The following is a 16,998-nucleotide window of genomic DNA, read 5'->3' on the forward strand; positions in this document are numbered from 1 at the left end:
TCGGCTGTCTATCAACAAGTTATTACAAATTAGGCTCATCAATAACCTAAATAGCGTGCGACTAAAACTGTGCCGGAAATCAGCAATAAGATATTTATTAATCGGATAAGCTGGTCGCGACTTATCCCTAAACTGATTTTATTGGCGATAACCAAACCAACTAACATCCCCGGTACCAACAGTAGTACCATCCATAAAATAGATAGGTCCATGTAGACCCCTGCCAGCGTAAACAAAATAACTCGCGTGAGGGTACTCAGGCCGATAAGCGTGGTCTGGGTAATCCGCAAATTATCTTTGCTGGCTATTCTGCCGGATAAATAAATAGCATAGATAAACCCGCCGCTGCCAAATAGCGCACTGAAGATACCGCCAATCAAGCCAAAAGGAATGGCGGCAACAGGTTTGAATTGCCCTTGTGGTTTACGCCGGCTAAGGGCGTAAATGGCATATAAAATGACAAATATGCCGAGCGCCAGTAGCAAAATATCAGGGCGAGTACGTAGCAGTAACGTCGCGCCGATCAGACTACCAATAATCATTAGTGGGACTAATCGCTTAAGTTCAGCAAGGTCGGCATGACGGCTATGGCGAGCTACATTGGTAATGGCTGCAAACATATCGACAATTGCCAATAATGGGACAATCTTAGCGACAGGAATAAATAGCGCTAATATCGGACTGGCAATTAATGCAGAACCAAATCCTGTAATACCAAAGATGATATAAGCGATGACCATAGTGGAGAAGATTACCACCATTTCAAACAGGGTAAGTCCAAAGTCCATTTGTTCAATCTGCCGATAGTAGGGATAGGATGATTAGCCATACTATCAACATTTTATTGAGAATGGTTGTTATTCAAATGTGCACTTTTGTCAGGCGATCACACTTTAGACATAAAAATGACACTGTGGGTGGAGCCTGCCATTTCAGTTTCCCTTCGTTGGCGTTGCAGGGGGGATTAGCCACCTGCAACGCCAATTTCTTTGGCTATAAAATCCGCTATTAAACAAAACTAGTGGCGGCGATAACTCTTCTGCGCGCTGTTCACTTTCACCAGATAACGGCGAGATTCGCCTGAAGGGTGTTTAGTGGTCAGCGTTTGGAATACATCACCAGGAGCCATATTGTTGATAATATTAACAGCCTGGTTCTTATCGCTGGAGAATACCCGCAATACGCTACCTGCTCCGCCGTTATAAGAGGTAATAACAGCATAACGCCGTGAGGTGGCATTCTGAATTCCGCCTAGATAGGTATTTTGCAGAATTGACAGATATGCCGTACCGGCATCAATATTATTTTCTGGATCAAACAGATAGCTACGGCTTGGCTGGCCACTTTTGCCCTTCATTTTGAACACATCTCGCCCGGCAGTATGCTGCACAACTTGCATCAGACCCAACGCATCAGAGCCACTGACCGCATATGGGTTGAAGCTAGATTCTGTTTGCATAATTGCCAGGATCAATGACTCTTCGACGCCATAACGCTCCGCTGACTGGCGCACCAGTGGCAGGTATTTATGGGCACGTTGATCCAGATGGTTAGGGACCAATTGCAAGGTGACCGACCAGATAACATGCAGGCCGGAAGTGCGTTTTTGCATTCTGGTTTGTAGCAGATAATCAGCAAAATGGGCCGCGCGCCATTCCCAACGGATCGGCTGGCCATTGTTATCTAGCACCTGCCCATAGAGGAAGGGCTCTTTACTGATCTGAATATCGTTAACATCCGAATAGAGGTCGATAGAGCCAGGATCATCACCCATTAATAGTGTGGTAATAATCGCCTGACGCAAGTGAGCCGCCGGATCTGTCGTGGCAATGGTTTCAACCGTAATCGTACCGGCATCGAAGTTGATATGGCTGCGGGTTTGATATTGATCCGTATACTTAACGTAATCTTTTGGACCCGCGATTAAGACTTCTTTTAATCCCCAAATATTTTCAATGTTATGGGCAAATTGGCCCATTAAAATCTCAAAACCGTTGGTATCTTTGACATAGGCTTCGTTTTCTGTTTGATTCTTATTGCCTGAGCAAGACACTAACAATGGTGCAATTATCAGCAAAGCTAAAATTTTCTTCATCTTACAAGCCATATCTTGATGAGGAATAACAACGGGGCCAGCGCAGACCCCGTGTGGTTACTTACTCGGTGGAGTATAACCTTCAATATGAACATCCTGCCCTTCGAACAGAAAGTTAACCATCTCCTGCTCTAACAGTTTGCGGTCTTCCACATTCATCATGCTCAGTTTTTTCTCGTTAATCAGCATGGTTTGCTTGGTTATCCATTGTGACCAAGCTTCTTTTGATATTTCGTTATAGATACGTTTGCCAATCTCACCTGGATAGAGCTGAAAATCTTGCCCCTCAGCATCATGTTTTAAAAATGTGCAAAAAATTGTTCTGCTCATGCTAAATCCTCTTCTATGGCGCTATTCCCTTCATACTTGACGTTGCAGGGGGTTAGCTATGTTGGTCACTCGGCTGTTTTGCCAACTGATGTAATAGGCGTTCAACTGGGGCCGCCAATCCTACCGCGGGTGGTTGAGCTAAGTTATACCAGAGACCTGCACCATCATCCATGCATCCACGGGATGACGCCGTATTCAGCCACATGGGGATAATATCCAGATGGAAGTGGCTGAAGGTATGACGAAAAGCAGTTAACTGCTGCAAACTGCTGCTGGCAATACTTTGTTGCTGCAACCAACGCTCCAGTTCGGCTGGTTCAGAAAATTGCGGGAAGCAAAATAGACCACCCCATAGACCTACTGGCGGGCGCTGTTCGAGCCATACCTGCGATCCGTTTTGCATCAACAAAAAGTAAGCTGTTTTTTCCGGTAACGTCTGTTTGGGTTTTTTACCGGGGTAGCGCGCCCAACTGTGATTAGCATAAGCCATACAACCGGTATTCAGTGGGCAAAGCTCACACTTGGGCTTAGAACGGGTGCACACCGTGGCACCTAAATCCATCATCGCCTGATTAAACTGACCTACGCCTTTGGCTGGCGTAACATCTTCACTGATTTGCCACAGGCGGCCTTCGACTTCCTTTTTACCGGGCCATCCCTCAACAGCGTAACAACGGGCCAGCACTCGTTTGACGTTACCATCTAAAATAGGAAAATGTTTCCCTAACGAGAGCGACAAAATAGCGCCCGCAGTTGAGCGCCCAATCCCCGGCAGTGCGAGAATCTCGTCAAAAGTAGTAGGGAACTCGCCTTGATGGCGTTCAACAACCGTTTGGGCGGCTTTATGCAGATTTCTGGCACGGGCGTAGTAACCCAGCCCGGTCCATAAATGCAGAACTTCATCCAACGGTGCCGCAGCCAACGCACTGATATCAGGGAAGCGCAACATAAAACGTTGGAAATAGGGAATGACGGTCGCAACCTGAGTCTGTTGCAACATCACTTCTGACAACCATACCTGATAAGGTGTTTTATCCAATTGCCACGGCAAGGTTTTGCGACCAAAGCGTTGGTACCACTCAAGTACCTCGTGCGCGAACTGTTGCGCTTGCATCATAAGTTGGTATCAATATCCGGCAGGTAATAAATTAGAGCTGGATTGCAGCATAGAGTTCTCACCCTGTAAACCCCCTTCGTACTTGAAGCTACAACTGTGTTAGCCGCACTCACGCACCCGAATCACTGACTTTAATCGGCCACTTTGGTTATATCTACGTTATTTACTGCTTAATTTTGTACTTATGGTGCCCAGAGTTGATAAACTACCGTATCTTTGCATAATGCGCGTTCACATACGCAATCAACAGACAGAAAGTACCATGATAAATGACGTCATATCCCCGGAATTTGATGAAAACGGCCGAGCCATGCGCCGTATTCGTAGTTTTGTCCGTCGTCAGGGGCGGCTGACCAAAGGTCAACAACTGGCGCTAGATAGCTACTGGCCGGTGATGGGCGTGGAATATCAAGCAACGCCGGTTGATGTAAACGCCTTGTTTGGCCGCGAAGCTCCGGTGGTACTGGAAATCGGTTTCGGCATGGGGACTTCACTGGTGACCATGGCTGCCAGTAATCCGCAGCAGAATTTTCTGGGGATAGAAGTGCATTCTCCGGGGGTTGGTGCTTGTTTGGGGGCTGCTCACGAGGCGGGACTAAGCAACTTGCGGATTATGTGTCATGACGCGGTTGAAGTGCTGGAAAATATGATTCCAGATGCTTCACTGGATATGGTACAGCTATTCTTCCCTGACCCATGGCACAAAGCGCGCCATAATAAGCGTCGTATCGTCCAGACGCCTTTTGTTGAATTGGTGAGAAGTAAATTAAAAGTGGGTGGCGTGTTCCATATGGCGACCGACTGGCAACATTATGCGGAACATATGCTGGAAGTGATGTCAGGTGTAAACGGATACCGCAACCTTTCAGAACAAAATGATTATGTTCCTCGTCCGGACTCGCGTCCGCTGACAAAATTTGAATTACGTGGCCAGCGTCTGGGACATGGCGTTTGGGATCTGATGTTTGAGAGGAAAGAATAATGGCTAACAATCGTAGTCGTCGTTTACGCAAGAAGATGCATATCGACGAGTTTCAGGAATTGGGTTTCTCCGTACAGTGGACCTTCCCTGAAGGGACTGGTGTTGATGTAATTGATGAAACTGTCGATGCTTTTATCGATGAAGTCATTGAAGCCAATGGGCTGGCATTTGATGGTAGTGGCTACTTGCAGTGGGAAGGTTTGATTTGCCTGCAAGAGATCGGTCATTGCACTGATGAGCACCGTGCATTGGTTACTAAATGGCTGGAAGCTCGCAAGTTGAAAAATGTAGAAACCAGTGAGTTATTTGATATCTGGTGGGATTGATCTTCCGGTTTAACGGCAGATAATTAATAAGGGCGCCTAAGCAGGCGCCTTTGTTTTTATCAGGCATGGCTAGTGGAAGCTGTTACTAAGTTCTATTGGGAGCATTTTTTTGGCAAAAATTTTAGAGGTAGCAACAATCTTAAATAATGCCTTACTGGCAGATATCTTACAGCAGGTTCGCCCGCTGATTGGTCAGGGGAAGGTTGCTGATTATATTCCCGCATTAGCGGAGGTCGCGGCAGATAAGCTGGGCATTGCTGTGTGTACGCTGGATGGCGAGATTTTTCAAGCCGGAGATGCTGATGAACGCTTCTCTATCCAATCAATTTCGAAAGTGTTAAGTCTGACTCTGGCATTATCCCGTTACGGCGAGCAAGAGGTGTGGCAGCGGGTAGGCAAAGAGCCCTCCGGCCAGCCCTTTAACTCACTGGTTCAGCTAGAATTAGAGAAAGGTAAACCACGCAATCCTTTTATTAATCCAGGGGCGCTGGTGGTATGCGATATGTTACAAAGCCGCTTGAGTGCGCCGAAACAGCGGATGTTGGAAGTGGTGCGCCAGCTCGTGAGCGATGATAGCATCAGCTACGATCCTCGAGTGGCTCGTTCTGAGTTTGAACATTCAGATCGTAACGCGGCTATCGCATATCTGATGAAGTCTTTTGATAATTTTGATAACGATGTGCTGACGGTACTGCAGACCTATTTCCACTACTGCGCCCTGCGCATGAGCTGTGTCGAACTGGCTCGCTGTTTTGTCTATCTGGCGAATCAGGGGCGCAGTATTGGTAGGCATAGCCCGCTGATTACGCCGATACAGGCGCGGCAAATTAATGCCTTGATGATTACCAGTGGCATGTACGATGGGGCGGGTGAATTTGCCTTCCGCGTTGGTATGCCGGGCAAATCTGGGGTAGGTGGTGGCATTATCGCCATTGTGCCGGATGAGTTGTGTATTGCGGTGTGGTCACCAGAATTGGACCATGCGGGGAACTCTCTTGCCGGAACTGCTGCCTTAGAGCTATTGGCACAGCGGATTGGCCGCTCCATTTTTTAAAACAGCGCTTCAGGAGTCTTATGTTACATAAAATGAAAGCATTACGAACGGCAGCCCTGACGGTATTGATGCTGACTGCCGGACAGGTGCAAGCTGAATATCAGTGCAGTGTAAAACCGCAGGATGATGTGATTATCAGCCCGCAATCTGTGCAGATAGTGGGAGCCAGCGGTAATTTGCAGATTTCGCCTGATGGCGATGTTACCCGTAATGGTAAAACACTGACGCTGACCGACGCGCAGCGCCAACAGGCGTTCCGCTACCAGACTGCGTTGCGCAAAGATTTGCCGTGGATAGATCAGGGCGCGCAACAGCATCTTGAAAAAGCACGAGTTTCTTTGGATAAAGTGATTGTTCAACAACTGGGGAGCAGCAGTAATGTGCGCAACCGGCTCACCACATTGAATGATCAACTAAAGCAACAGATGAACCGTATCATTGAGAAACGTAGCGATGGTTTAACCTTCCATCATCAGGCCATCGATCAGGTAGAAAAAGATGGTCGCCAGTTGGTACAGCAAAGTATGGGCGGTGTGTTGCAAGATAGCTTGAACGAGATGGGGGTTAAGCAGGCGACTAGTGGTAGTGGCGGTAATAATCCGTTGCAAGCCATTATGGGCAATTTGGGTGGGTTACAACAGGCTATTCAGAACGAATGGAATAATCAGGAACAGGAGTTCCAGCAGTTTGGCCATGAAGTCTGTGGGCGGGTGACGACACTGGAGCAGCAGCGTAAGGATTTACTTAAGGCGCTGAACTAAATCCCCTTGATATTCAATCCATTGGGGGTTAGCTAAAGCAGGTTTAGGCTGTGGGCTTCGCCTGAACCTGCTTTTTTACGCATTAGATTTACAAAAACAGTTCTAGCAGTGAATTAAGGAATAATTTTCCTTTCTCGGTAATCTGCCAGTACTCCTCTGTTTCGATTAAATACCCTTTGGCCAATGCCTCGTCTAACTGTGGGCGAATAGTGCTTTCAGCCAGACCAGTGAAGTGGTAGAAATCTGCCCGTGGTGCGGCTTCTAATAACCGGAAACGGTTCATAAAGAACTCAAAAGGCCGGTCAGCCGTTTCCACTTCATACTGTTTATCCAGATATTTACCCTGCATGAAGCCACGGGGATGTTTGGTCTTTATCGTCCGTAGGATGCGGCCATCGCTAAACGTGACTTTACCGTGCGCCCCGCAGCCAATTCCCAGATAATCACCAAAGCGCCAGTAATTGAGGTTATGTTGGCATTGGTAGCCCGGTTTGGCATAGGCCGAGGTTTCATACTGCTGATATCCGGCAGCAGTAAGTAATTGATGTCCTTGCTGGAAAATATCCCACAGTGCATCGTCATCGGGCAAAACCGGCGGGCGTGAACTAAAACCAGTATTAGGTTCAATCGTCAGTTGATACCAAGATAAATGTGGCGGATCCAGTGCGATAGCTTGGCGCAAATCATCCAGCGCCTCTTCCAGTGTTTGATCAGGCAAGCCGTGCATTAAATCCAGATTAAAGCTACGTAAATTCAGTGAGGTTGCCAGCTCTGCGGCTCGTTTAGCTTCATCTGGCCCATGAATCCGCCCAAGACGCGTTAATTTCTGTGCGCTAAAGCTTTGTACGCCGATGGAGATACGGTTAATACCGGCGCGTTGATAGCCGCTGAAGCGGTCAGCTTCGACAGCGCCTGGGTTTGCTTCCATGGTGATTTCAGCACCGGCTGCAAGGGGTAATCTGGCACGCACACCATCAAGCAGTTGTTGCATCGCTGCGGCACTGAGTAAACTCGGGGTGCCACCACCAATAAAAATAGTGCTAATTTCACGACCACTGGCCAGTGGTACGTCGGCATCAAGATCCGCTAATAAGTGCTCTACATATTCCTGATGAGGAACATCACCTTTCAGTGCATGAGAGTTAAAGTCACAGTAAGGGCACTTCTGCACACACCAGGGAATATGAATATAGAGACTGAGCGGAGGTAACTTAAGCATTACGCAGCGCATCCAGCATCAGTTTCAGCGCCTGACCACGGTGTGATACTGCGTGTTTTTCTTCACGAGTTAATTCTGCAGCGGTTTTACCCAACTCTTTTACATAAAAAATTGGGTCATAGCCAAATCCTGCCTCCCCTACGGGGTGGTGAGCAATCACTCCCGGCCATTGGCCGTGAAACACTAAAGGTGTTGGGTCTTCAGCATGGCGCATATAGACCAGTACGCAGTGGAATTGGGCACCACGTTGTGCATCAGGGGTATCTTTCAACGCCACTAGCAGTTTTTCGAGGTTATCTTGATCACTGGCATCAGTACCCGCGAAGCGTGCGGAGTAAATCCCTGGTGCGCCACCTAGCGCATCAACAGCAAGGCCCGAGTCATCGGCGATAGCAGGCAAACCGGTAATTTGTGCGGCATGGCGCGCTTTTAATATGGCATTTTCGATAAAAGTTAAGCCAGTTTCATCGGCGGATTCTACGCCTAGTTCGGTTTGTGCGACCACATCCAAACCAAAATCGGCTAGCAAATTTGCCAACTCACGCACTTTGCCGGGGTTACCGGTGGCTAATACTATTTTTTGCATGGAGGGATCCTGAATTTTATTAGAGCTGACAGTTATTCTTGCGGAAGTCTCTATCACTCGAGCAGTGCCGCAACTTCTGGCGGGATCTGTTGCGGATTAACAATTTTGATCTGTTTGTGCCGCCCCTGTTCACCTTTTTCGATAACTACCTGGCTTTTCGCTACCCGAAATTGTTTAGCGATAAACTTGATCAAGTGGGTATTAGCTTGGCCATCTACCGGTGGGGCGGTAATGGCGATTTTCAGTTCATCGCCATGTAAACCGACTATCTGATCACGGCTGGCTTTGGGCTGAATATATAGCCTCAGAACCAGCCCGTCCAGCAAGGGTGTTACTGCACTCACAGCATAACCCAAAGCTCGCCTAACATATCCATACCTAAGAAGTTGATCAGATACAGGATAAGAATAACGACCATCGCCGAAAAATCGATACCGCCCATGGCAGGCAAGATGCGGCGAATCGGAGCCATTAAAGGCTCAGTCAACTGATACAGCAGATAGTCCATCGGACTACGGCCCTGGCTCACCCAACTCATCAATGCACGGATAATCATTACCCAGAAAATCAGGTAACCGGCAGCTTTAAACAGTGCAATAACACCAAACAGCAGATTATAAGGGTTGAGTGAGATAGCACCGCTACCAATCAGCAGCAACAGTGGGAACTTAATGGTCATCAGCAGGTATGCCAGCAGCAGTGATGCGCTGTCGATTGGCCCCATGGAAGGAATGATCCGACGCAATGGACCAATAATCGGCTGGGTAATTTTCACCACAAATTGTGAAAATGGGTTGTAGAAATCGCTGTGAACCCACTGCATCCAGATACGCAACAGCAGTACCATCACATACAGGTCAATGACCGTTTTGGCCAAAAAAGTCAGCGTTAGCATGAGTTGCTTTAGTCCTTATCCTTAATATTGGATATACACAAATAGAGAATCTATCAGCGTACTTTATAAGCCCCTATCTTAACGAGAAAGCAATAAGGGTAGTGTCGGATTTTGTAAATTTTGTCGTAGTTAGAACAGCTTTTCCATTTCTTTCGCCCGTTTGATAGCGGCTTGCATGGCGCTGGCAACAGTTTCTGGTAAATGCTGCTCGTTAAATACCCTAATTGCCTCGGCCGTCGTCCCTCCTTTCGAGGTCACCTGTTCACGTAGTGTCGAAAGTGGCAATTGCGGGTTAGCTTCCACGAGTGCAGTCGCTCCAGAGGCGGCTTGTTGCACCAGTAGGCGTGCGGTTTCACTATCAAAACCTAACCGTTCGGCTTCCTGTTGCATTGCTTCCATAAACAGGAAGAAATAGGCCGGTGCACTGCCTGCTGCGGCAATAACGTTGTTGATGCCGTTTTCATCATTCACCCAACAGACTTTTCCTACTGAGCTCATCAGCGAGGCGGTAAAGTTACGATCGTCCTGTGAAACCTGCTCTGGTGCATATAGGCCGCTCATCCCTTTACCCACCAGAGATGGGGTATTAGGCATAATACGCACCAAATTGAGTTTATCCCCCAATAGCGCATAGAAACGTGCAACCTGAATACCCGCAGCAATGGAAAGTACCAGTTTGCCGGTGAAATCGACATTATCTCGCAATGCCTGACATACATCGGCCATTAATTGAGGTTTAACCGCTAAGACGATCACCCCAGCCTTTTGTGCTTGAGCGTTATTATCATCACTACTGATGACACCAAATTCAGCGGCCAGAGCATCACGATTTTTAGCTGAAGGTGCGCAAACGCTGATCATTTTAGCGGGATAACCACCGGCAACCAACCCTGCAATAATTGCGCGAGCCATATTGCCAGCGCCAATGAATGTTATGTTGCGATGTTGCATCAATTTCTCCTATGCCCTTGGTACTTAAAGCCGCAGCCCGAAGGTGTTAATTAACATTAGCGGCTCTGACGCTAATGACTCTGGGGGTTAAGCGCGGGTACCAAAAATGGCGGTACCAATACGCACTAATGTACTTCCGGCACTAATAGCGGCTGCCATATCATCTGTCATGCCCATAGAAAGCGTATCCATCTGAGGGTAGCTGGCTTTTAAAGTCAAGAAAGCCTGATGCATTTGCTCAAATACCGCCAGTTGTCGCGGATAATCGCTTTCCGGTGCCGGAATAGCCATCAATCCGCGTAAATTCAGGTTAGGCAGCTCACTAATACTGGCTGCTAATGCGGGTAGCTCTGTTAAGGCAATCCCGGATTTACTTTGTTCATCACTGATATTGACCTGAATCAGTACGTTCAGTGCGGGCATTGCAGCTGGGCGCTGAGTGCTTAGGCGCTGGGCTATCTTCAGCCGATCAACGGTATGACACCAGGCAAAATTTTCTGCCACTAACCGGCTTTTATTGGATTGCAGCGGGCCAATAAAGTGCCATTCAAGATCGGCGCTATTGGCAAAGTAGTGGATTTTATCTACCCCTTCCTGCACATAGTTTTCACCAAAAGCATATTGCCCTGCCACGATGGCTTCTTCGATAGCGCTCACAGGTTTGGTTTTACTAACTGCAAGCAATGTCACTTCTTCTGGAGAGCGTGCGCAATTGTGTGCAACTGTTGCGATCCGCGCTCTGACATCCTGTAGATTCTGCTCAATTGTGCTCATATGGACCCAGGAGTTTGATATGGATTTCACCAGTCTGGATGATAAAAACACAGACCAGGATAACCCTGTATTTAGCGATGGCACAGCTAAATGCATTGACTTAGAAAGCCCCGAACATACCGATGATGGCTTTGATGAACAGGACTTCGCAAATAAGGTGGCGGCTAGTGTAAATCATAACGCATCGGATCTGCACCTTTGTACCGGTTATCACCCGGTATTACGTATTGACGGCGTACTGAAAACCTTCACTCACTGGCCACGGGTGAGTGTCAACTGGCTCAATAAGCTCAGTCGGCACTTATTAAGCGAGGCGCAGCATCGCCGATTGCGGGAAATGGGGCAGGTGGATTGTGCTTATACGACAATTAGTGGACAACGGCTACGGGCTAATATTTTTCAGCAACAGCAGGGGCAATCGGTAGCTTTTCGTATTATCTCTGCGGCATGCCCATCACTAGAGGAGTTGGATGTCCCACCGATTATTCACCAACTCGTTGAGCAAGATAATGGGTTGATTCTGGTTACCGGTGCGACAGGCAGTGGTAAGTCCACGACATTAAGCGCGATGATCAGTGCCATCAATCAGCATCAGGCTCGTCATATCATTACGCTTGAAGATCCGATTGAGTTTATTCATAGCAGTCTTTCATGTTTGATCCAGCAACGGGAGCTGGGGAGCCATACCCAATCTTTTAGTCATGCCTTAACTGGAGCATTGCGTCAGGATCCCGATATCATTTTGTTGGGTGAGTTACGTGATCTGGATACGATTCGTTTAGCTCTGACTGCCGCTGAAACGGGGCATTTGGTGCTGGCTACGCTACATACTCGTACAGCCACACAGGCAATTGATCGGCTGGTTGATGTTTTCCCTGCGGCAGAGAAAGCCACTATTCAGGCACAATTGGCAGCGAGCTTACGTGCGGTTATCGCACAAAAGTTATGTAATAAAACAGCCGGTGGGCGCATTGCCGTTTTTGAAATTCTGATACAAACCACTGCCGTCAGCCATTTGATTCGTGAAGGTAAATCCTATCAGCTCCCGAATGTGATACAAGCTGGTGCGCAATCGGGGATGCAAACCTTTGAGCAAGGGATGGTACAGCGGGAGAAGCAGGGGATATTGGCAGAGCATAATGTTAGTCAATTAACATAGCGCCGCTAACCAACAGTAAGTGATTCGGGTGAATGAGAGCCGCTAACACTGCCACGGCTCCAGGTAGGAAGAAGTTACCCAAAGTAATTGGGGTTGTGGCAAGGCAGCAAACGAATAAACCCCATCTGTAAGTGATTCGGGTGAATGAGAGCCGCTAACACTGCCACGGCTCCAAGTAAGAAGGGTAATTATGCTGACGGGATCTGCTGAGTAATACAGTGAATATTCCCCCCACCGAGCAGGATCTCGCGGGCGGGAACACCGGTAATAACAAAGTCTGGGAACATCTGCTGCAACAGATCTTGCGCCACGCCATCGGTACGATCATCTAACAACGGGTAAATAATTTGTTGGTTACTGATCAAAAAGTTGACGTAAGAGCCAGCCAGTCGTTCACCAGCGGTACGGGGAACCGCATCGCTGGATAGCACATCGAAAGTCTCTTCTTCGGTGTTATACAGCGGGCCGGGAGCTGGTAGTTTCCAGATTTTTAGCTTGCGGCCTTTGGCATCAACCGCATTGGATAACACATCAAAAGCAGCAACTGATCGTGCGTACTGTGGATCCTGTTGATCGTCGGTCCAATGTAGGGCAACTTCACCCGGGCGAACAAAACAGCACATATTGTCGATATGACCATCAGTTTCATCGTTATAGACGCCATCTTGCAACCAGATGAAGTGTGTAACACCCAGGTATTCACGCAATAACTGTTCAATCTGCACTTGATTCAGATGCGGATTGCGGTTTGGATTCAGCAAACATTCAGCGGTGGTTAGCAGAGTGCCTTCACCATCGGTATGAATCGAACCACCTTCTAATACCAGTGGGGCGCTGTAATGGGCGTTATGCAGGAAGTCACTCACTTGAACGGCAACTTTCTCATCTTGTTGCCAGTTGGCATACAGGCCACCGTTAAGGCCGCCCCATGCGTTGAACTGCCAATCCACAGCGCGGCGTTCACCGCTACCGTTAATCACCATCGTCGGGCCGGTGTCACGCATCCAGGCATCATCACTGGCCATTTCGACCAATGTTACGTTAGCAGGTAGGGTTGCTTTAGCCTGAGCCATAAATTCAGCTGGCACGCCCATAAATACGGGGGTTGTACCGCTGATGGCCTCAGCGACTTTGGCAAACGTCTGCTGAGCGGGAGTCCCCTTGCCACGCCAGTTATCTTGACGATATGGCCACAGCATCCAGACCGCATCCTGCTTTGCCCACTCGGCAGGCATAAAGAAGCCATCCTGCTGCGGTGTGCCGGGCAGGGCTTGTGAAGCTGAAGCTTGTAAAATCGCATCTTGTGCAGACATAAATTATCTCCGGGTCTTGCCGTCAGAAGTGGCTAAAGCTTGATACATTTCTGGGCGGCGATCGCGGAACAAGCCCCATGAAGCGCGCTGGGCAGCGATTTCTTGTAAATCAAATTCATGTACCAAAACAGCCTCATCCGTTTTGTTGGCCTGAGCCAGCAGAGCGCCAGTCTGGTCAGCAATGAACGAGGATCCGTAGAAGGTCATTTCCAGGCCCGCTATAAATTTACTTTTCTCGGTACCGATACGGTTAGATGCAATTACGGGCACCAGGTTTGCAGCGGCGTGGCCCTGCTGTACGCGGGTCCAGTGTGGTTGGCTATCGATTTCAGGATAGGCCGGTTCAGAACCAATCGCGGTCGGGTAGAAGATGATTTCCGCACCAAGCAGTGCCAGACTACGGGCCGTTTCCGGGAACCACTGATCCCAACAGATGCCAACGCCTACTTTGGCATAACGGGTTTGCCAGACTTTAAAACCGGTATCGCCTGGAATAAAGAATTGTTTTTCCTGATAAGCCGGGCCGTTAGGAATATGGGTCTTACGGTATACATCTAACACCGAGCCATCAGCATCAATCATAACCAGCGAGTTATAATAAGCATTGTTGGCTTTCTCAAAGAAGCTCAGCGGTAACACCACTTCCAGCTCGGCTGCCAGCTTGGCGAAGTGCTTAATTAACGGGCTACTATCCAGCTCTTGGGCCAGTGCATAGTGTTCCGGGCTTTGATCAATACAGAAATAAGGTGCGGCAAACAGCTCCTGAATCAGGATAATCTGTGCACCTTTGGCATGCGCTTGACGTACCAGTTTCTCGGCATTTTCAATGTTCTTAGGCAGGTCCCAAGAGCAAGCCATTTGAGTCGCAGCAACAGTCACTTTAGTCATGAGAAAACCTCAATAAATGTAAAAAACACCCGCATGGGGTGTGCAATATTTGAGCCGCTGATTGGCATAGGTTCAGTATACAATCCTGTGGGTACAGGTGTCACGATATGCGGGGGATTGCCAAACCAGACGGTGGAAACATAATCTGGGTAACCGTATCTGAAGCTGAATAAAAACCTATTCAGCCAGCCTGTTCATCAAACCAACTTTCCAGAATAATGACCGCAGATGCCGCATCGACACTGCCTTTATCCAAAGCACGGTAGCCGCCACTGTCAAATAAGTTGGCGCGGGCTTCTACGGTGCTGAGGCGTTCATCCTGTAAGGCTATTTGTACACCAAAGCGGCCATGTAAGCGGTTGGCAAACCTGCGCGCGCGGGTAGTTAGGGGTTGCTCGGTGCCATCCATATTCAGCGGCAGCCCGACAACCACTAAATCAGGTTGCCACTCTTTCAGCAGTTTTTCGACTTTCTGCCAGTCTGGCGTGCCATCCTGCGCTTTAAATGACGTTAGCGCGCGGGCAGTGCCGGTCACTTCTTGGCCAATAGCTACGCCGATACTTTTAGTCCCAAAATCAAAGGCAACAATCGTGCGATTAGCCATTAGGCGTGTCCTGCTTGCGGAGCAATATTAAAGATATTGATACCCAACTTGTTGGCCGCAGCTTGCCAACGTTCTACAATTGGCGTGTGGAACAGAATGTTAGTATCAGCCTCAATCGTCAACCAGGTGTTATCCAGCAATTCCTGCTCTAGTTGCCCTTTTTGCCAGCCTGCATAACCCAATGCCACCAGTAGATTTTTAGGTTGTTCTGGCGTCCCTAGGGTCTCCAGTACATCTTTGGAGGTGGTTATCATCGTATCGGCTGAGATAGGAATACTGGAGCCGAATCCTTCCCGTGGTGAATGTAGGATAAATCCCCGATCCTCTGCCAGTGGCCCACCGGTTAATACCGGTTTATCCAGACGTATCGCCGGATCCCGTGGTGAAGGGCTGATTTTCAGTTTTTCCAGCACAGTTTCTACCGTGAACTGTTCCATAGGTTTGTTTATCACTAAGCCCATTGCGCCCTCTTGGTTATGCTCGCAGATGTAAATAACCGAGCGCATAAATAGGGGGTCCTGAAGTGAAGGCATAGCGATAAGAAAATGATGCTGTAAATTCATTATGTTATATAGGGGATTCGCTGAGTTAAGGGGTGAACTTTTGTCAGTATGCGGATAAATGCCAATAAAGTCACGGATCCCCTTCGTCCTTGAAGCCGCAGGGGTGTTGGCTACGTTCATGCACCCGAATCACTTACTTGAGTAAGCTCATCGGGATTTACTCTCTTGCCGCCTACCTGCAACTCCAATGACTTTGGGGGGACCCTTCGTCCTTGAAGCCGCAGGGGTGTTGGCTACGTTCATGCACCCGAATCACTTGACTGCGTAAGCTCATCGGGATTAATGAGCCTCATCCTTGAGGCTCACCCTGCGGGCTTGCATAAATGCTGTTCAAATCGGTTCCCGACCGATTTGTTACTCTCTTATCGCCTACCTGCAACTCCAATGACTTTGGGGAGGGTATCGAGTTTATTTATTAGCTAACCGCGCTTCAATTGCATCCATCAGCATTTTGGTAATGGACACATCCGGGAAGGCAGCTTCAATTTCACGGATGCAGGTCGGACTGGTGACATTAATTTCAGTCAGACGATCGCCGATAATATCTAACCCGACGAAAATTAAGCCTTTCTGCTTCAGTACCGGTGCGACAGCGCGGGCAATCGCCCAGTCGCTCTCACTGAGTGGACGGGCTTCGCCTCGGCCGCCGGCTGCCAGATTACCCCGGGTTTCACCTTGCGCCGGGATACGTGCCAGGCAGTAAGGCACCGGCTCGCCGTCAACCACCAAGACCCGTTTATCGCCTTCTTTGATGGCTGGCAGGAAGTTCTGTGCCATGCAGAATCGGCTGCCCAATTCGGTCAGAGTTTCAATAATCACCGACAAGTTAGGATCATCTTGTTTCACACGGAAGATTGAGGTCCCCCCCATACCATCCAGCGGTTTCAGAATGATATCACCGTGTTTTTGATGGAATTTACGAATGCGGTCTTTATTGCGGCTGACCAGAGTATCCGGCGTTAATTCAGGGAACCAGGCGGTAAACAGCTTCTCATTACAGTCACGCAGGCTCTGCGGCTTGTTCACTACCAGTGTGCCCTTATCTTCTGCGCGCTCCAGAATATAGGTGGCGTAGATGAATTCAGTATCAAACGGCGGATCTTTGCGCATCAGGATGACATCAAGGTCGTGCAGGGGGATATCCTGTTCAGCGCCGAAGCTGAACCAACTCTCTTTATCCTGTTTTACGCTGAGTAGACGGGTACTAGCTCGGCCTTCACCACCCTGTAAGTACAGGTCGCCCATCTCCATGTAATGCAGTTCCCAACCACGGCGCTGTGCTTCCAATAGCATGGCGAAGCTGGAGTCTTTCTTGATATTAATGGACGAGATTGGGTCCATTACGATGCCGAGCTTGATCATTCTTCTCTCCTAATGGGAA

General features: G+C 48.6%; 20 protein-coding genes. 5 read left to right on the forward strand and 15 right to left on the reverse strand.

The window, feature by feature from the left end:
• Nucleotides 1-38 precede the first annotated feature (38 nt).
• The 4 genes from Q2T71_RS22515 to mutY all read right to left on the reverse strand — a co-directional run bounded on the left by Q2T71_RS22515 (nt 39) and on the right by mutY (nt 3,542).
• Nucleotides 39-788 (reverse strand): sulfite exporter TauE/SafE family protein, encoded by a 750-nt coding sequence (locus Q2T71_RS22515; protein WP_083162668.1) that lies wholly within the window; start codon nt 786-788, stop codon nt 39-41.
• Nucleotides 789-1,018: 230 nt separating this feature from the next.
• Nucleotides 1,019-2,095, reverse strand: coding sequence for a membrane-bound lytic murein transglycosylase MltC (mltC, locus tag Q2T71_RS22520; protein ID WP_372560618.1), 1,077 nt, complete (start codon nt 2,093-2,095; stop codon nt 1,019-1,021).
• Between the two features lie 57 nt (nt 2,096-2,152).
• Complete coding sequence (locus Q2T71_RS22525; protein ID WP_083162670.1) at nt 2,153-2,425, reverse strand: oxidative damage protection protein; 273 nt, start codon at nt 2,423-2,425, stop codon at nt 2,153-2,155.
• 52 nt (nt 2,426-2,477) lie between these two features.
• Entirely contained in the window at nt 2,478-3,542 is a 1,065-nt protein-coding gene (gene mutY, locus Q2T71_RS22530; RefSeq protein ID WP_372560619.1) for an A/G-specific adenine glycosylase, read from the reverse strand.
• A gap of 262 nt (nt 3,543-3,804) precedes the next feature.
• Here mutY and trmB point away from each other — a divergent pair, with 262 nt between their 5' ends.
• The 4 genes from trmB (at nt 3,805) to Q2T71_RS22550 (ending at nt 6,665) form a co-directional block, all read left to right on the forward strand.
• A complete protein-coding gene (trmB, locus tag Q2T71_RS22535; protein WP_372560620.1) occupies nt 3,805-4,524 on the forward strand; it encodes a tRNA (guanosine(46)-N7)-methyltransferase TrmB in 720 nt (239 codons plus the stop codon).
• A complete protein-coding gene (locus Q2T71_RS22540; RefSeq protein ID WP_372560621.1) occupies nt 4,524-4,850 on the forward strand; it encodes a YggL family protein in 327 nt (108 codons plus the stop codon). The genes trmB and Q2T71_RS22540 overlap by 1 nt, the downstream gene beginning before the upstream one ends.
• A 109-nt stretch (nt 4,851-4,959) precedes the next feature.
• The gene (gene glsB / locus Q2T71_RS22545) at nt 4,960-5,904 is read left to right on the forward strand and encodes a glutaminase B (RefSeq protein WP_372560622.1); all 945 of its coding nucleotides are present in this window, start codon (nt 4,960-4,962) and stop codon (nt 5,902-5,904) included.
• A 20-nt stretch (nt 5,905-5,924) separates the two neighbouring features.
• Entirely contained in the window at nt 5,925-6,665 is a 741-nt protein-coding gene (locus Q2T71_RS22550; protein ID WP_372560623.1) for a DUF2884 domain-containing protein, read from the forward strand.
• Between the two features lie 88 nt (nt 6,666-6,753).
• Here the strand turns inward: Q2T71_RS22550 and hemW are convergent, their stop codons facing one another.
• From hemW to Q2T71_RS22580, 6 genes are all read right to left on the reverse strand, one after another.
• A complete protein-coding gene (hemW, locus tag Q2T71_RS22555) occupies nt 6,754-7,884 on the reverse strand; it encodes a radical SAM family heme chaperone HemW (RefSeq protein WP_372560624.1) in 1,131 nt (376 codons plus the stop codon).
• Nucleotides 7,877-8,470, reverse strand: coding sequence for an XTP/dITP diphosphatase (locus Q2T71_RS22560; RefSeq protein WP_372560625.1), 594 nt, complete (start codon nt 8,468-8,470; stop codon nt 7,877-7,879). Before Q2T71_RS22560 ends, hemW begins: the two co-directional genes overlap by 8 nt.
• Before the next feature lie 53 nt (nt 8,471-8,523).
• Complete coding sequence (yggU, locus tag Q2T71_RS22565; protein ID WP_083164094.1) at nt 8,524-8,814, reverse strand: DUF167 family protein YggU; 291 nt, start codon at nt 8,812-8,814, stop codon at nt 8,524-8,526.
• The gene (locus tag Q2T71_RS22570) at nt 8,811-9,365 is read right to left on the reverse strand and encodes a YggT family protein (protein ID WP_372560626.1); all 555 of its coding nucleotides are present in this window, start codon (nt 9,363-9,365) and stop codon (nt 8,811-8,813) included. Before Q2T71_RS22570 ends, yggU begins: the two co-directional genes overlap by 4 nt.
• A gap of 129 nt (nt 9,366-9,494) precedes the next feature.
• Nucleotides 9,495-10,316, reverse strand: coding sequence for a pyrroline-5-carboxylate reductase (proC, locus tag Q2T71_RS22575; protein ID WP_372560627.1), 822 nt, complete (start codon nt 10,314-10,316; stop codon nt 9,495-9,497).
• An 87-nt stretch (nt 10,317-10,403) separates the two neighbouring features.
• A complete protein-coding gene (locus tag Q2T71_RS22580; RefSeq protein WP_372560628.1) occupies nt 10,404-11,090 on the reverse strand; it encodes a YggS family pyridoxal phosphate-dependent enzyme in 687 nt (228 codons plus the stop codon).
• 19 nt (nt 11,091-11,109) lie between these two features.
• Between Q2T71_RS22580 and Q2T71_RS22585 the strand changes: the two genes are divergently transcribed.
• The gene (locus Q2T71_RS22585; protein WP_372560629.1) at nt 11,110-12,249 is read left to right on the forward strand and encodes a type IV pilus twitching motility protein PilT; all 1,140 of its coding nucleotides are present in this window, start codon (nt 11,110-11,112) and stop codon (nt 12,247-12,249) included.
• Nucleotides 12,250-12,437: 188 nt separating this feature from the next.
• Here the strand turns inward: Q2T71_RS22585 and aguA are convergent, their stop codons facing one another.
• The 5 genes from aguA to gshB all read right to left on the reverse strand — a co-directional run bounded on the left by aguA (nt 12,438) and on the right by gshB (nt 16,979).
• Nucleotides 12,438-13,562 carry an agmatine deiminase gene (gene aguA / locus Q2T71_RS22590; protein WP_372560630.1) on the reverse strand — a complete coding sequence of 375 codons (1,125 nt, stop codon included), beginning with the start codon at nt 13,560-13,562 and terminating at the stop codon, nt 12,438-12,440.
• A gap of 3 nt (nt 13,563-13,565) precedes the next feature.
• On the reverse strand, nt 13,566-14,450 hold the full coding sequence (gene aguB / locus Q2T71_RS22595) for an N-carbamoylputrescine amidase (protein ID WP_083162691.1): 885 nt from the start codon (nt 14,448-14,450) through the stop codon (nt 13,566-13,568).
• Between the two features lie 181 nt (nt 14,451-14,631).
• Nucleotides 14,632-15,054 carry a Holliday junction resolvase RuvX gene (gene ruvX, locus Q2T71_RS22600; protein ID WP_083162693.1) on the reverse strand — a complete coding sequence of 141 codons (423 nt, stop codon included), beginning with the start codon at nt 15,052-15,054 and terminating at the stop codon, nt 14,632-14,634.
• Nucleotides 15,054-15,617 carry a YqgE/AlgH family protein gene (locus tag Q2T71_RS22605; protein WP_372560705.1) on the reverse strand — a complete coding sequence of 188 codons (564 nt, stop codon included), beginning with the start codon at nt 15,615-15,617 and terminating at the stop codon, nt 15,054-15,056. Before Q2T71_RS22605 ends, ruvX begins: the two co-directional genes overlap by 1 nt.
• Before the next feature lie 408 nt (nt 15,618-16,025).
• Complete coding sequence (gene gshB / locus Q2T71_RS22610) at nt 16,026-16,979, reverse strand: glutathione synthase (RefSeq protein WP_372560631.1); 954 nt, start codon at nt 16,977-16,979, stop codon at nt 16,026-16,028.
• Nucleotides 16,980-16,998 lie beyond the last annotated feature (19 nt).

Source organism: Yersinia sp. 1652 StPb PI (genome assembly GCF_041538345.1).
GTDB classification, from domain to species: Bacteria; Pseudomonadota; Gammaproteobacteria; order Enterobacterales; family Enterobacteriaceae; genus Yersinia; species Yersinia enterocolitica_E.

Excerpts from the sequence above, each read along its gene's own strand:
- Q2T71_RS22515 (WP_083162668.1), bottom strand. The coding sequence starts at position 788 with ATGGACTTTGGACTTACCCTGTTTGAAATGGTGGTAATCTTCTCCACT.
- mltC (WP_372560618.1), bottom strand. The coding sequence starts at position 2,095 with ATGAAGAAAATTTTAGCTTTGCTGATAATTGCACCATTGTTAGTGTCT.
- Q2T71_RS22525 (WP_083162670.1), bottom strand. The coding sequence starts at position 2,425 with ATGAGCAGAACAATTTTTTGCACATTTTTAAAACATGATGCTGAGGGG.
- mutY (WP_372560619.1), bottom strand. The coding sequence starts at position 3,542 with ATGATGCAAGCGCAACAGTTCGCGCACGAGGTACTTGAGTGGTACCAA.
- trmB (WP_372560620.1), top strand. The coding sequence starts at position 3,805 with ATGATAAATGACGTCATATCCCCGGAATTTGATGAAAACGGCCGAGCC.
- Q2T71_RS22540 (WP_372560621.1), top strand. The coding sequence starts at position 4,524 with ATGGCTAACAATCGTAGTCGTCGTTTACGCAAGAAGATGCATATCGAC.
- Q2T71_RS22550 (WP_372560623.1), top strand. The coding sequence starts at position 5,925 with ATGTTACATAAAATGAAAGCATTACGAACGGCAGCCCTGACGGTATTG.
- hemW (WP_372560624.1), bottom strand. The coding sequence starts at position 7,884 with ATGCTTAAGTTACCTCCGCTCAGTCTCTATATTCATATTCCCTGGTGT.
- Q2T71_RS22560 (WP_372560625.1), bottom strand. The coding sequence starts at position 8,470 with ATGCAAAAAATAGTATTAGCCACCGGTAACCCCGGCAAAGTGCGTGAG.
- Q2T71_RS22570 (WP_372560626.1), bottom strand. The coding sequence starts at position 9,365 with ATGCTAACGCTGACTTTTTTGGCCAAAACGGTCATTGACCTGTATGTG.
- proC (WP_372560627.1), bottom strand. The coding sequence starts at position 10,316 with ATGCAACATCGCAACATAACATTCATTGGCGCTGGCAATATGGCTCGC.
- Q2T71_RS22580 (WP_372560628.1), bottom strand. The coding sequence starts at position 11,090 with ATGAGCACAATTGAGCAGAATCTACAGGATGTCAGAGCGCGGATCGCA.
- Q2T71_RS22585 (WP_372560629.1), top strand. The coding sequence starts at position 11,110 with ATGGATTTCACCAGTCTGGATGATAAAAACACAGACCAGGATAACCCT.
- aguA (WP_372560630.1), bottom strand. The coding sequence starts at position 13,562 with ATGTCTGCACAAGATGCGATTTTACAAGCTTCAGCTTCACAAGCCCTG.
- aguB (WP_083162691.1), bottom strand. The coding sequence starts at position 14,450 with ATGACTAAAGTGACTGTTGCTGCGACTCAAATGGCTTGCTCTTGGGAC.
- ruvX (WP_083162693.1), bottom strand. The coding sequence starts at position 15,054 with ATGGCTAATCGCACGATTGTTGCCTTTGATTTTGGGACTAAAAGTATC.
- Q2T71_RS22605 (WP_372560705.1), bottom strand. The coding sequence starts at position 15,617 with ATGAATTTACAGCATCATTTTCTTATCGCTATGCCTTCACTTCAGGAC.
- gshB (WP_372560631.1), bottom strand. The coding sequence starts at position 16,979 with ATGATCAAGCTCGGCATCGTAATGGACCCAATCTCGTCCATTAATATC.